Raw genomic sequence first — 13,169 nt, forward strand, 5'->3', positions numbered from 1 at the left:
TGGAGCCAAACTTAATCATGCCGGAAACGAGGTTAAGAACGTGAAAACGACGTTGTGCGGCTCATGCGCACAGCTTTTGGCTCAGGTCTCCGCCATCGGCAGGGTCAAAACCACGCGCAAACCGCCGATCGGGGCGTTGTCGAGCTTCACCTCCCCGCCATAGGCTCGCGCCAGCTCGTCCACGATCGACAGCCCCAGGCCAGAGCCCGGCGCGTTCTCGTCCAGCCGCGTCCCGCGCTTCAGAACCTCGTCCCGACGCTCGGCCGGCAGACCGGGCCCATCATCATCCACCGTCAGGGTGAAGCGGTTGGACGCCACGGGCTCGGCCGTCACCTTCACTCGTCGCGTGCTCCACTTGCCGGCGTTCTCGATCACATTGCCGGCCAGTTCCAGGAAGTCCTGCTTCTCGCCCAAGAAGCAAAGGTCGTCCGGGCACCGCCAGTCGATCTCCAGACCCTTGTCCTGGAAGATCCGCTCCAGCGCCACGGCCAGGTCGTCCAGGACCGGCGCCACCTCGGTCCGCTCGCCGCTGGTCTGCGACCGCGCCGCCGCCCGCGCCCGGCGCAGGTGGTGGTCCACATGGCCGCGCATGGCCTCGGCCTGCCGCGACACCACGTCCGCCAGCGGCCCCGGCTGGGCCTGCGCCTCGGCCAGCATCACCGACAGCGGCGTCTTCAGCGCGTGCGCCAGGTTGCCCACGTGTGTTCGCTGCCGCTCCACCACTTCCTGGTTATGGGTCAAAAGCCCGTTCAGTTCGTCGGCCAGGGGCGCCAGTTCGACCGGATAGCGCCGGGCCAGCCGCTCGGCCTTGCCCTTGCGCACCTCCGCCACCTCGCGGCGCAGGGCGAACAGCGGCGCCAGGCCCACCTGCACCTGCACCAGCACCGCCACCATCAGGCCCACGCCCAGCAGCGCCACGGTGATCGAGGCGGTCACCGCGAACCGCCGGGTGTCGCGCTCCACCGGCGAGCGGTCCTCTGCGGCCATGAACACTACCGGCTTGGAGCGTCCCGGCAGCATGGACTCCAGCGCCGCCCCGCGCAGCGGTTGGTCCAGCGGCCCCATGGTGTCGAAATAGACCGCCTTGCCGCGCTCGGCCGTCATCTTCTTGAGGGTGTCGCCGTCGACCTTCAGCTCGGCGTCGAACAGCGACCGCGAGGGCGTCAGCACGCGCAGGCCCCCGCGCCCGTCCGGCTCGGCGATCTGCCAGTAGCGCCCAGAATACACTCGCAACGCCTTGGCGTCGGTCAGGGGCGGCGCGGTGACCGTGCCGCTATAGTCCACGGACGAGCCCGCATAGAGATTGTCGATCAGCTCCGACAGGCCGGTGTCCAGCCGCGCGATCGCCGCCTGGCGGAAGAACGCCCCCAGGCCCAGGCTCGCCACCACCAGCGTCGCCAGGCTCCAGCCCGCCGCCAGCAGGACCAGCCGGCGGACAAGGGATGGCCGCGCCAGGGCTTCAAGGACTCTCAAACGTCAGGCCTCGCCCTCCAGGGCCGCCAGGCGATAGCCCAGCCCCCGCACGGTCTCGATCCGCTCGGCGCCGACCTTCTTGCGAAGACGCCCGATGAACACTTCGATGGTGTTGCTGTCGCGGTCGAAGTCCTGATCGTACAGGTGCTCGACCAGTTCAGTTCGGCTGATCACCCGCCCCTGGTGCATCATCATGTAGTGCAGCAGCCGGTATTCCAGCGAGGTCAGCCGCAGGGGCTCACCGTTCACGCTGGCCCGCGCCGCGCGTGGATCAAGCCGCAGCCCGCCGCACGACAGGCTGGGGGCCGCGTGCCCGGCCGATCGCCGCAGCAGCGCGCGCAGACGCGCCAGCAGCTCCTCGGTGTGGAAAGGTTTGGTCAGGTAGTCATCGGCCCCGGCGTCGAAGCCCGAAACCTTCTCGCTCCAGGCTCCGCGCGCGGTCAGGATCAGCACGGGAGTGGCCACGTTTTGACGCCGCCAGCGCTCCAGCACCGAAACCCCGTCGATCTTGGGCAGGCCCAGGTCCAGGATCACCGCGTCATAGGGCTCGTTCTCGCCCAGATACTGCGCCTCCTCGCCGTCCGCGGCGTGATCCACCGCATAGCCGGCGTCGCCCAGGGCGGCCTTCAGCTGCCGCGACAGATCCGGATCGTCCTCGACCAGAAGGATGCGCATATGATCTCCTGAACTCAGTTCCCGCTGACGATCTGGCCGCTGGTGGCGTCGACGATGAAGTCGATGCGCCGCCCGTCCGCCGCCGCCCAGCGCACGCGGTAGTATTGGCCTTCCAGCCCCGCATCCAGCGGACGGCCGGGCACGCGGCGAGCGATGTTTTGGATCACCCGCTCCAGCGGCACCAGCCGGCCCTCACGGGCGCCGGAACGCGCCTCGTCCTGCCGCGGACGCCAGTCGGCGCCGAGGCTGTCGGGGCGGCCCTGCGCCTGCGCCAAGACCGGCAGGGTCATGGAGACAAGAGCGGCTGCGAATATGGCGGCGAAGCGCGTCATGACCCCCTTGTGCATGGTCGCGGCTGAATAGCCCCTGAACGGAAAGCTTTATGGAGCGACAGGTTCACCCTGTCACGTTGCGGCGTTATTTCCGCTTAGGCGTATAGGGCCGATCCTTGCGCCAAGCCTCCGCCAGCTTCTGCAGTTCGGGGTCCACCGTCTCGGGCAGGGTGACGACCAGCCGCGCCAGCAGATCGCCGCGCACGCCCTTGGCGTCCGCCATCCCCTTGCCTTTCAGCCGCAGGGTCGCGCCACTGTTGCTGCCCTTGGGCACATTCAGGTTCACCGGCCCGTCCGGCGTCGGCGCCTCGACTTTGCCGCCCAGCACCGCGTCCGGCACCGAGATCGGCAGGTCCATGACCAGCACGCCGTTCTCCTGGCGATACAGCCTGTGCGGCTTGATATGCAGCTCGATAAGGGCGTCGCCCGCCCCGCCGCGGCCCTGCTGTCCCTGACCTTTCAGACGCAGCACCTGACCCTCGCTCGCCCCGGCCGGGATCGTCACGTCCAGGGTGCGCCCGTCGGAGAAAGCCACGCGCTTCTTGCCACCGCGGATCGCCTCTTCCAGGTCGATATCCAGCCGCGCCCGCACGTCAGAGCCCTTGGCCGGCTGGGCCTGCCCTCCGCCGAATCCACCGAATCCGCCACGACGACCGCCGCCTGCGCCGCGCCCGAACATCTCGCCCAGGATGTCGTTCAGATCGACGCCCTCGAACTCCGCCTCGCCGCCCCGGGAGGTTCCGCGCTGGCCCCAAGGGCCGCGCCCGCCGCCAAAGCCCGCGCCGCCGAACGTCTCGCGGCCGTCGGCGTCGATCTGGCCAGCGTCGAATTTCTTGCGCTTGGTCTCGTCGCCGACGATGTCGAACGCCGCCGACACGCGTTTGAAGCGTTCCTCGGCCGCCTTGTCCCCCGGATTCTGGTCCGGGTGGTTCGCCTTGGCCAGCTTGCGGAACGCCTTGCGGATTTCATCCGCGCTCGCGGTGCGCGAAACGCCCAGCTCGGTGTACGGATCGTTGGCCAACTAAAGGTCCCCGTTAGAATGACGGCTCTCAGTTACGCCATTCCCCGCCCCGTTCAAGCATTGTCCCTAGCTTAAGGCTGTTCAAAGCCCCATCTGGGCGGCTCGGCCGCCAAGCTCGGCCTTGTCCCACGTTTTTCGGAGTCTCCATGACCCTTTCCATGCACCAGGCCTCCGCGCCGGTCTTCACCCAGGGCCTCAAGGGCCTGGCCGGCGTCCTCACCAAGGCCGCGGCCCATGTTGAGGCCAAGAAGCTCGACCCCAACGCCCTGCTCCACGCCCGTCTCTACCCAGACATGTTCCCGCTGGTGCGTCAGGTGCAGATCGCCACCGACTTCGCCAAGGGCTCCGTCGCCCGCCTCGCCGGCGTCGAGGTCCCCGCCTGGGACGACAACGAAACCACCTTCGAGGAGCTGATCGCCCGTGTGAACAAGGCCATCGCCTATGTGGCCAGCTTCGACGCCGCCCAGATCGACGGTTCCGAAGACCGCGACATCACCCTCGTCCGCCGCGGTGAAACCAGCGTGGTCAAGGGCCAGGCCTACCTGCTCCAGCAAGCCGTCCCCAACTTCTACTTCCACCTCACCACCGCCTACGGAATCCTTCGCAAGGGCGGCGTCGAAATCGGCAAGCGCGATTACCTCGGCGCGGCCTGACACAAAGACTCGCCTCTCCCCCTCAGGGGGAGAGGGTAAGGGTGAGGGGGCTGCTGAGCTTCAACCCGCAAGGCGCCGGCCGCCCATCCGCCGAAAGCCCCCTCACCCAACCCTCTCCCAGCAAGCGGGGAGAGGCGATTATTCAGAAGCTGACCTCCGCCACCGCACCCCATCCGACCCGCATGGACAGCTGACTAACCCTCACCGTCCCGGCCCCGGCGCCATCCGTCGCCCGCATCGCCGCGCTATAAATCCACCCCGGCGCAGCCGCCTCGACCGTCCGCACCACCGCCCCGCCGACGACCACCTGTACTCGGTACCGCTCGACCTCCTCGCCCAGCGGGACCTCGAAGCCGTCCCAGCCGTCGCCGCCGGTCCGCGCACAACGAACCCAGCTCACCACAACATCCTCACCGACCCGCCGCGCCCTCAGATGCGCCGGCGCCCACGGCCGCAAAGCCGCCCCGCGCCAGGCGAACTCCGCCTGCGTCATGGCCAGCCCGCCCGGCGGCCCGCCCGCCGGCGCGGCGCGCCAGATCAGCGGCAGTCCGAGCTCGGCCTCGAAGACCTCCAGCCGCACCAGCGCTTCATCCAGCATCACCACCGCCGCGCCGGCCGCCACGGCCTCCGCCGCCGCGCCACCCTGACCGCGCAGCAGATTCGACAACCGCCACACCCCGGCCTCGACCAGCTCCGCCTGCGCGAACTGCACGATCTCCCAGCCCCCGCCGCGCCTGACCGCCAGCCGGTTGGCTCCGCCCAGCACCGCGCTTTCCGTCCGGTTCTGCGGCGGCACGCCCGACAGCCGAACCAACAGACTCGACGCCCTATCCCAGCGATGCTTCGGCCCCGCCGCCAGGTCCTCCACCAGCACGCCCACCGACGCCGGCTGCTCTGCCCGACCCCGCACGGTCAGCCCCTGGACGCTCGCCCCGCCATGCACCTCGAACGGCCGCCACGGATCGGTCGCCAGCGCCGCCAGCGGCCGCTCATCTCCCGGCAAGTCCAATAGATGCAGAACCGGCGGCCCGACAGGCTCAATCACCGGCGGCGGATTCCATTCCGGCGGCGCGGCGACCGGCGGCGGTCCCGCCATCACGATCTCCAGGTCCGCCCTCGGGCGCTCGTCCAGCGACAGCCGCGTGACCCGCCAAAGCCCGCCCTCGAAATCCACCCGGTCCCCGACCTCCAGCCGCAGGGCGTCGGTCATCGACAGGTTCGCGCTCGCCGTCCGCCGCACCGACACGCTTCGGTCCATCCGTCGCCGCGCCGCCTGCTCGCACACCCCCGCGACGCAGACGATGGGAAGGTCCAGGCTCTCCACATCGCCCTCGCCCGCCGGATCGCGCCGCACGCTCAGCGCCCCGGTCTGGTAGTCCGCCGTCTCGTCGATGAACCGCGCCCGCACCGCGTCCGTCGGCGCCTCCAGCCCGCGCGAGGCGCTCACCGCCGCCTCCCGCCCGTCCGGCAAGGCCAGCACGCCCAGCGTCCCCGTCGCCGCGCCGTCCTGCGCCACCAGCGACGGTACGCCCGCCCGCTCCCGCGCATCGAACCCGAACGCCAGCGACAGTGGCCCCAGTGCATCGCGCACGCTCATCGGCCGGTCGATCACATAGCCCGTCACCTGCCCGGTCACGTCGCCCGGATCGATGACCACACCCGCCCGCGCCCCTATGGCCGTAACCAGATCACCCAGCGTCGATGTTCCCGCTCGCCCCGTCAGCCAGTGCCCCAGCTGCCAGTTGGGCGCGTCCTTCCACACCGCCGCCCGCGCCGGAAAGTCCGGATAGGGCCGCGCGTCCCAGCACCAGGCGCTCGCCCCGGCCACCATCGGCCCGCCATAGACAGGCGATGTCGGATTGTTCGCCGGACTGTCGAAGTGCGCCAGCACAGCCTCCAGGCATCGCCTCTGCCCCAGGTCGTCCCGCAGCCCGTTGCTGAACGGCGGCAGGAAGCTCTCGCTGCTCTTGGGATCGATGAACAGGTTCGGGCTGTTGGCCCCCTTGTCCACCGCCGGGCAACCGAACTCGATCAGACGGATGGGCTTGCTCATCGGAACCCACGCCGTCGGCGTCGCCGACCGCACCCCGCCCGGCCGGTCATGATGCCGGTTCGACCACCAGCTCTTCAGGTCCTTGGACCGATAGACCCACGGCTCCCCATGCGTCGCGTCCGTGATCGGCGTGCGCCGCTGCGCCGCCCGATCCTCCGGGCTCGCATAGAACCAGTCGAAATTCTCCCCGCCCGCCTGATGCGCGGCCAGATAGGCCGGCGAATACGGCCCGCCCAACGCCGCGTCCAGGTGCCCCGCCCCGTCGCGCCAGTCGGCCATGGGCGGGTACCAGTCGATCCCCACCACATCGACCGCTTCATCCGCCCACAGCGGATCGAGATGGAAATGCAAATCGCCAGACCCGTCCGCCGGCTGATGCCCGAAATACTCGCTCCAGTCGGCCGCATAGGTGATCTCCACCTCCGGCCCCAGGATCGCCCGGCAGTCCCCCGCCAGGTCCCGCAACTTCGTCACCGCCGGATAGGAATTTCCCGCCCCGCGCACGGTCGTCAGCCCGCGCAGTTCCGAGCCGATCACGAACCGCTCGACCCCTTCCTCCGCCGCGAGCCGGGCGTAGTGCAGCACCATTCGCCGCAGACCCCACTCCCTGTCGAAGAACGCCGCCGCCTGTTCCGCCGCCGCACTCGTCCCGTCCGGCGATCCCGGCCGTCCCGCCGCCGGGTGGCAGGTGATCCGCCCGCGCCAGGGAAACTTCGCCTGCTCTGGTGCGCCCCAGGGATCAGGCAGCCCATTGCCCGGCGGCACGTCCATCATCACGAACGGATACAGCGCCACCTTCCAGCCTCGCGCCTTCAGCGCCGCGATGGCCTGCCGCACCGACGCATCGCTCGGCGTCCCGCCATAGACCGGTCCTGCGTCGATCCGCGAGATCACGTGCGCCTCGCCCCGCCACAGTCCGGCGACCCGCCAGGACACCGGCAGCGTCTCCTTGTACGTGCTTTCGACCCCCGGCTTGATCTCGCATTCCCCGCACCGCAGGTCGGTGCCCATCCACGACACCACCAGCGTCACGCTCTCCAGGTTCGGAAACTGCGCCGCCAGCTGGTCCAGGGCGATCGTCATGTCCGGCACGCCGCTGGCGTTGTTGACGTTCTCGGCCTTGTAGCCGAGCTCATCATCCTTCCTCAGCACCGTCTCGCCGGCATAGACGAACTCCCCCGCCCCGGGGATCAGGCACACGCCCTTCAGCTTGCGCTCCAGCCCCGCCCCCGGATTATTGAACACCTCAAACGACAGGCTTGGCGGCCGGTTGCCGAACGGCGCCAGCGACAGATCCTCGAACACCACATAGGCCACCCCGCCATAGGCCGGCGCATCGCCTTCCACCGCCACGATCAGCGGGTCCGGCGCCTGGTCCTCGGCGCCGTGATGCAGCCGCATGGTTACGCCGTTCATGTCCAGCGGCTTGCCGTCGGCCCAAACCCGTCCGATCCCGTCGATCGGCCCCTCACAAAGCGCCACCGCGAACGACAGGCTGTAGCGGTAGCTCTTGGTCTTGGGCGTCTTGCCCCCGCCGTTGTCATCACGGTGCTCCCTAAATCGGGCGGCCCAGATCACCTGACCCGCCACCCGCGCCTTGCCGAACACCGCCGGCAACGGTCCGCCCTCCGCCGTCGACCGCATCTGCAGCTCGGGAATGCGCGGCCCCACCTGCTGGCGCGGCGCCAGCAGGTTGCTCAGGAACCCGCCGACCATCCCCATGGCCAGCGACCCGACGACGTTCTTCGCCGCCCCCAGCACCACCTGCGACATCACTCAGCTCCCGGAAAACAAAAGGCGGCCGCCAATCGCGACCGCCACCACCGACCCAGCCAGCTCTCAACCACCGCCCGCCCCCAATAGGCGTGGACCATCCGGCCCTCCCGCCCTCCGCCCGGATCGGCGATCAGGATCGCGCAGTGCTTGGCCGCCGCCTCCGGCGCCATGCGAAACACCAGCACGTCGCCCGCCTTGGCCTTGTCCAATGCGACGGGGCTCATCCACCGCCCCAGCGCCTCGACCAGCAGCTCCCCGCCGCCGATCTCCGCCCAGTCCGGTCGATAGGGCGGCGGCCGTTCAGGTTCCGCGCCCACCACCTCCCGCCAAACTCCGCGCACCATCCCCAGGCAGTCGGCCCCCGCCCCCTTCACGCTGGCCTGATGCTGATACGGCGTGCCGATCCAGGAGGTCGCGGAGGTGATGACGCTCATTCGCCTCTCCCCACTCGTGGGGAGAGGGTAAGGGTGAGGGGCCTTCTGAGCTTCAACCGGCAAAGCCTCGGCAAGCTGATCCGCCTCAGCCCCCTCACCCAACCCTCTCCCCCCGAGGGGGAGAGGCGAGCTATCCAAACTCACCGCGCCACCCCCGCACCGCACCGCGTCCCCCCATCATGCCGCTCCCCGTCAGCGGGGTGCGCCAGGATGAAGTCGTCGCCCGGAATGGTCGGAAAGCCCCGGAACCTCACGAAATTGCCGAACCGCTCGCGGCAGGTCGCCGCCCGCTTGTCGCAGCCCTGGCCCAACGCCGGGTGATCCGTCGCCACCCGACACCCGGCGTCGCCTAGGTTCGCGTCGCACAGCCGCCCGAATGTGCGCCCCGCCATGCGGTCCAGCTGCGCCAGCGGCCCTTCCAGCTCGGCCAGGAACCCCGCGCCCTCGCGTCGGATGCGCGTCACCGACGCCCGCCACAGGAGCACCCACAGATCCAGCCGCGTCCAGTCCACCCGGCGGCACTCCACCGTCGCCCCGTCGTATTTCCCGGCCTCGATGTCGGCCTCCGTGATCGCCTCGCTGTCCAGACCGCCGGCCCCAGCCGCCGAGCCCGGCGCGAAACCCAGCGCCTGCTCCACCGCCCCGGCGGTCCAGCCGCTGGCGGCCCGGCACGTCACGCCCTCGACCGGCAGATCCCGATCATGGTCGGTGAAGCCCAGCGTCTCCCCGTCCCGCCGCCGCAGGATCCAAACATGGCAAAGCATCGCCTCGCCGTTCTCGATCCGCGCGATCAGCGCCTCCGCGACCGGACGCATCAGACCCGCACCTCGATCAGCGGCACCGCCACCACCCGCCCCGCGTCGAACCCCTCCAGGGTCACCTCGATGCGGTCGCTGTCGAAGCGCACCGGCGTGTCGAACTCGAACCCCGCCCGCACCTCGGCCCCCGCCGCCGGCGCGGCCGCCAAGGTCACCATCCCCGTCACCGCATCGACGCTGAACGCGCCCACCCCCAGCGCCACCGCCCCCACCTGCACCTTCACCGTGCCCGGCGCCGGTTTGGCGATCGGCCGCAGAGCCGCCCCCGGTCCCTCGCCATAGGCCTTCACCAGGTGGAATTGCGTCCGCGTCCCGTCCCCGACGCCCAGCAACTGGTCGCCCGCCGCCGGCGCACCCGATGGCGCGCAGGACTTGAAGTCCGAGAAATCCTTGAACCGGAATCCATGCAGCCGCCCGCGCCGCGCCTCGAAGAACGCCACCAGCGTCGCCGCGTCGTCCAGCGACCGCACTCCGGCCCCGATCAGGTACCGCCGCCGTCCTTGGCTCCAGGGCGTTGAACGCTGCTCGAACCCCGACGCCAGGGTCACGATCTCAGTCCGCCGCTCAACCCCACCGGTAGTTCCGAAACCCAGTCGCGCGGGCAGGCGCGCTTCATGAAAAGACATGGTAAAGCTCTCCGCAGGGGTGGAGGTCCCGGCCGCGACGGCCAGGATCGCTAGGCGCGCGCCGATCACGGGCGCGCCGTTTGGATGACGAGGGGCTCTGCATGGATTGGAAGTTTTTGTTCGTGTCGGTCGATGGACGCATCGGCCAGAAGGATTTCTGGATCGGCGCCCTGCTGATCTTCGTGGCCGGCATCGTGCTCGGCTGGATTCCGCTGATCGGCTGGCTCGCCAGCCTGGGCCTGATCTGGTGCTGGATCGCGATCTCCGCCAAGCGCCTGCATGACTTCAACAAGAGCGCCTGGCTGATCGCCATTCCCCTGGCGGTCATGATGATCCTGGGCTTCATCAGCGTGATCTTCGCGGGCATCGGAATGGCCATCGGATCGCTGCTGGACGGCTATCCGGAAGCCGCCATCGCCGGCGGCATGATGGGCATGTTCGGGATCATGTCCCTGTCCAGCCTCGTCGGTCTGGCCTTCCTGCTCTGGGTCGGCCTGTCCAAGGGCGACGCCGGTCCCAACCAGTACGGCCCCGCGCCAACCCGCAGCCAGTTCGACGGCAATACGCCGCCGCCTCCGCCGGCCGACGTTCCGCCGACGGTCTGATCCTTGCGTCCTTCGAGACGGCCTTCGGCCTCCTCAGGATGACGAGAGTGATTGCTCACTGAATCCGTCATGCTGAGGAGCGGCCCCGGGCCGCGTCTCGAAGCACGCACTAAGCTCTTCGCGCGCCCAAACTCACCGCCCGCGCCAGGGCCTGGGCGATCTGCGCTTCCGAGCGGACGAGGCCCTCGGCCCCGCCGCCCTGCACCATCACATTGACGGTCATCCCGCCGCCGGCGCCCAGGGGCTCCACGGTCCCCGCGCCGTGCGGGCGGAACACCTCCGGCCCACGCTCGCCGACCAGATAGGCCCCGCCGCCCACCACCGGTCCGCCGTCCGCCCGCGCCCCGCTGAACAGTCCGCCTAGCGTCCCCAGGATCGTCTTGCCAAGGCCGCCCAGCTTGTCGCCATAGGCCGCGCCCACCGCGCCGATCACCGCCTGGGCCAGCTCGCCCATGCTGATCTTGCCGTCCCGCGCCGCCCGGCTCAGGGACTTGCCCATGGCCTCCGCCGCCTTCTCGAAGGCGGTCTGCACCCGCTTGCCGGCCTCCTCGCCCTCCTTGCCGATCTCGTCCAGATCGCCGGGTTGAGGAAGACAGCCACCGGGGCCCTTGCCTTCGTCGAAGACATCACCCCCGCCGCATCCGCAATCGCCCTTGATGGGGCCAATCGTCATCACCGCACCTCGTCAGGAAACCGCGCCAGCAAGGCCTCCAGCCCGCCGCGCGTCATCGGCTCGCCCCCGCCGCCTCCGGTCAGGGCCCGCCATTCAGCCAGGGACAGCCGCCAGAACGCCGCCGGCGCGATCCCCATCGTGATCGCGACCCGCAGCATCCCCGGCCAGTCCGTCACGCCGCCGCCTCGAACGCCGCCGCCACGGCTTCCGCCGCCTCCGCCGGTCCGGCCTTCTCGGCCACCGCCGCGTCCTCGCCGCCGCCGCGCAACAGCGCCGCCAGCACCACCGCCAGGTCCGACGCCGACAACCGCCCCAGCCGCTCGCCCATGGCCGCGCCCGCCACTCCCAGCGCCGTCTCCATCTCCGCCAGCGCGCCCAGGGTCAGGCACAGCCGCCTCGGCTCGCCCGCCAGCACGACCGACACCTCACCCCGCGCCCCGTTCACCTCAGATCCCCGCAAAGCTCACCGCCCCCGCCGAGGCCAGGCTGATCGCATAGGTCGCCTCGCCCTCGTGCTGCCCGGCGTACTCAAGCGCCGCCACCAGGAACGGCCCTTCCAGCGTCCCGAAGTCCGGGATCACCAGCCGCCACGTCCGCCCCGCCTGATCAAAGAAGGCCTGGCGGATCATCGCGTCCGCCGCCGCGTCGCGGAACACGCCCGCGCCCGACACCGCCGCAGACTTGGCCCCCGCACCGGCCAGCAGCTCACGCCACCCGCCGACGCTGTCGCCGTCGGTGACGTCCACGCTCCTGGCGTTCAGCGAGATGGTCCGCGCCCTCAGGCCCGCCACCGTCTCGAAACGCTCCGGCGACCCGCCATCGCCGATCTTCAGCAGGAGATCCCTGCCCTTCTGCGCGCCCATCGGCGTCTCCTCTATTCCGCAGCCTCAGTCACCACCCGCACCCGCAGCACCCCGAACACGCTGCGTCGGTCGGCCGCCCGGAACACGTCGGCGAAGGTCGTGGTCAGGTTGACCACCCGCCATCCCTCCATGGCCGGCGACGCCCCGTGCAGCACCGCCCGCAGGGCCGCCGTGATCGCCTTGGCCTCTTCCGTCCCGTCGAAGCGCGACACGCAGGTCAGGGTCAGCGAATGCTCCAGCCCGTCGTCCACGCCGCCCCCATATTCGGGAAGAGCCCGCACCTGCGACCGCCCAAGAGCCAGATACGGATAGGTCGGCTTCTCCGGCGTCGCGTCGAACACCCGCACCGGATCTCCCAGCAGCGGCTGCAGCCCCGGCGCCTCGCGCAACAGGGTGATCAGCGCCCCTTGCAGGGCCCGTTCAGCGTCCATCAGTCCTTCTCCAGATGCAGCGTCATCAGCCCCATCTTCGGCGCGTCCCGGACCAGGCGGACGACCCGCCACCTGTCCCCGTCCACCACCAGCCGCTGGCCTTGGGCCGCATCGGCGTGATCGCGGCACACCGCCTCGCGTACGTCGGTCGTCACCGGCGTCTCCGCCGGCCCGCCGCCGCTTCTTGTCCTCGGGATGGTCAGGTCCAGCCACACGCTTGCGACCTCGCTCCAGGTCGTCACCGCGCCCCCGAACGGCGTCTGGGTCACGCTGGGCGCCTGCAGCCGCCCCAGCTTGCGAAAGGCCGCGATGCTCAAAGCCGCACCGCCCGCCACGGCGCGATCCACGCCTCCACCAGCCCCATGGGCGGCTCGCCGCTTTCGCGCTGCTCATAGGCGTGGGCGACCAGCCGCATCACCGCCAGCCGCACGGCCGCCGGCGCATCGGCGTCCACCGCCACGCTCACCACCGCCGCGATCCTCTGCGCGGCGGCCTCGATCATCAGCCCGATCAGGCCGTCCTCCGCGTCATCCGTGACGCGCAAAAACGCCCTCGCCTCGGCCACCGAGACGGGTTGGGTCATGTTGAAATCTCTCTGATTAAAAGGGGTCGCCTCTCCCCCTCGGGGGAGAGGGTAAGGGTGAGGGGGCTACGGCGTTTCAGCCTGCGTTCGCTTGGGCCGATCGACCCTCAGCAGGCCCCTCACCCAACCCTCTCCCCACCTGTGGGGAGAGGC

17 protein-coding genes are annotated in these 13,169 nt (G+C 70.1%); 2 read left to right on the forward strand and 15 right to left on the reverse strand.

The features are described 5' to 3' along the window. Positions 1 to 81 precede the first annotated feature (81 nt). From O5K31_RS12275 to O5K31_RS12290, 4 genes are all read right to left on the reverse strand, one after another. A complete protein-coding gene (locus O5K31_RS12275) occupies positions 82 to 1,473 on the reverse strand; it encodes an ATP-binding protein (RefSeq protein ID WP_269713886.1) in 1,392 nt (463 codons plus the stop codon). Positions 1,474 to 1,476: 3 nt separating this feature from the next. Beyond that, on the reverse strand, positions 1,477 to 2,148 hold the full coding sequence (locus O5K31_RS12280; RefSeq protein WP_269713887.1) for a response regulator transcription factor: 672 nt from the start codon (positions 2,146 to 2,148) through the stop codon (positions 1,477 to 1,479). Between the two features lie 14 nt (positions 2,149 to 2,162). Beyond that, positions 2,163 to 2,480, reverse strand: a complete 318-nt coding sequence (locus O5K31_RS12285) for a PepSY domain-containing protein (RefSeq protein ID WP_269713888.1) — start codon at positions 2,478 to 2,480, stop codon at positions 2,163 to 2,165. An 85-nt stretch (positions 2,481 to 2,565) separates the two neighbouring features. Beyond that, positions 2,566 to 3,501, reverse strand: coding sequence for a DnaJ C-terminal domain-containing protein (locus tag O5K31_RS12290; protein ID WP_269713889.1), 936 nt, complete (start codon positions 3,499 to 3,501; stop codon positions 2,566 to 2,568). Positions 3,502 to 3,647: 146 nt separating this feature from the next. On the opposite strand from O5K31_RS12290, the gene O5K31_RS12295 reads away from it, so the two are divergent. Then, positions 3,648 to 4,154, forward strand: a complete 507-nt coding sequence (locus O5K31_RS12295) for a DUF1993 domain-containing protein (protein WP_269713890.1) — start codon at positions 3,648 to 3,650, stop codon at positions 4,152 to 4,154. A gap of 142 nt (positions 4,155 to 4,296) precedes the next feature. Here O5K31_RS12295 and O5K31_RS12300 read toward each other — a convergent pair whose 3' ends face one another. The 4 genes from O5K31_RS12300 to O5K31_RS12315 all read right to left on the reverse strand — a co-directional run bounded on the left by O5K31_RS12300 (position 4,297) and on the right by O5K31_RS12315 (position 9,861). Next, positions 4,297 to 7,980: a baseplate multidomain protein megatron gene (locus tag O5K31_RS12300; RefSeq protein ID WP_269713891.1), complete on the reverse strand. Its 3,684-nt coding sequence runs from the start codon at positions 7,978 to 7,980 to the stop codon at positions 4,297 to 4,299. Beyond that, positions 7,980 to 8,417, reverse strand: a complete 438-nt coding sequence (locus O5K31_RS12305; protein WP_269713892.1) for an NlpC/P60 family protein — start codon at positions 8,415 to 8,417, stop codon at positions 7,980 to 7,982. Before O5K31_RS12305 ends, O5K31_RS12300 begins: the two co-directional genes overlap by 1 nt. A gap of 140 nt (positions 8,418 to 8,557) precedes the next feature. Next, entirely contained in the window at positions 8,558 to 9,232 is a 675-nt protein-coding gene (locus O5K31_RS12310; RefSeq protein ID WP_269713893.1) for a baseplate hub domain-containing protein, read from the reverse strand. Beyond that, the gene (locus tag O5K31_RS12315; protein WP_269713894.1) at positions 9,232 to 9,861 is read right to left on the reverse strand and encodes a DUF2460 domain-containing protein; all 630 of its coding nucleotides are present in this window, start codon (positions 9,859 to 9,861) and stop codon (positions 9,232 to 9,234) included. Before O5K31_RS12315 ends, O5K31_RS12310 begins: the two co-directional genes overlap by 1 nt. 101 nt (positions 9,862 to 9,962) lie before the next feature. Here O5K31_RS12315 and O5K31_RS12320 point away from each other — a divergent pair, with 101 nt between their 5' ends. Next, positions 9,963 to 10,466, forward strand: coding sequence for a DUF805 domain-containing protein (locus O5K31_RS12320; protein ID WP_269713895.1), 504 nt, complete (start codon positions 9,963 to 9,965; stop codon positions 10,464 to 10,466). 109 nt (positions 10,467 to 10,575) lie between these two features. Here the strand turns inward: O5K31_RS12320 and O5K31_RS12325 are convergent, their stop codons facing one another. Genes O5K31_RS12325 through O5K31_RS12355 form a run of 7 tightly spaced genes read right to left on the reverse strand, consistent with a single transcriptional unit; the run spans position 10,576 to position 13,016 of the window. Beyond that, positions 10,576 to 11,139 (reverse strand): phage tail tape measure protein, encoded by a 564-nt coding sequence (locus O5K31_RS12325; protein WP_269713896.1) that lies wholly within the window; start codon positions 11,137 to 11,139, stop codon positions 10,576 to 10,578. Beyond that, complete coding sequence (locus O5K31_RS12330) at positions 11,139 to 11,315, reverse strand: phage tail assembly chaperone (RefSeq protein ID WP_269713897.1); 177 nt, start codon at positions 11,313 to 11,315, stop codon at positions 11,139 to 11,141. The genes O5K31_RS12325 and O5K31_RS12330 overlap by 1 nt, the downstream gene beginning before the upstream one ends. Further along, positions 11,312 to 11,584, reverse strand: a complete 273-nt coding sequence (locus tag O5K31_RS12335) for a GTA-gp10 family protein (protein WP_269713898.1) — start codon at positions 11,582 to 11,584, stop codon at positions 11,312 to 11,314. The genes O5K31_RS12330 and O5K31_RS12335 overlap by 4 nt, the downstream gene beginning before the upstream one ends. A 1-nt stretch (position 11,585) precedes the next feature. Continuing rightward, positions 11,586 to 12,002: a phage major tail protein, TP901-1 family gene (locus O5K31_RS12340; protein ID WP_269713899.1), complete on the reverse strand. Its 417-nt coding sequence runs from the start codon at positions 12,000 to 12,002 to the stop codon at positions 11,586 to 11,588. An 11-nt stretch (positions 12,003 to 12,013) separates the two neighbouring features. Next, complete coding sequence (locus tag O5K31_RS12345) at positions 12,014 to 12,433, reverse strand: DUF3168 domain-containing protein (RefSeq protein ID WP_269713900.1); 420 nt, start codon at positions 12,431 to 12,433, stop codon at positions 12,014 to 12,016. Continuing rightward, positions 12,433 to 12,780, reverse strand: a complete 348-nt coding sequence (locus tag O5K31_RS12350) for a phage head completion protein (RefSeq protein WP_269713901.1) — start codon at positions 12,778 to 12,780, stop codon at positions 12,433 to 12,435. The genes O5K31_RS12345 and O5K31_RS12350 overlap by 1 nt, the downstream gene beginning before the upstream one ends. After that, on the reverse strand, positions 12,747 to 13,016 hold the full coding sequence (locus tag O5K31_RS12355) for a head-tail connector protein (RefSeq protein WP_269713902.1): 270 nt from the start codon (positions 13,014 to 13,016) through the stop codon (positions 12,747 to 12,749). Before O5K31_RS12355 ends, O5K31_RS12350 begins: the two co-directional genes overlap by 34 nt. Between the last annotated feature and the right edge of the window lie 153 nt (positions 13,017 to 13,169).

This window comes from Caulobacter sp. NIBR2454, assembly GCF_027474405.1.
Taxonomy (GTDB): domain Bacteria; phylum Pseudomonadota; class Alphaproteobacteria; order Caulobacterales; family Caulobacteraceae; genus Caulobacter.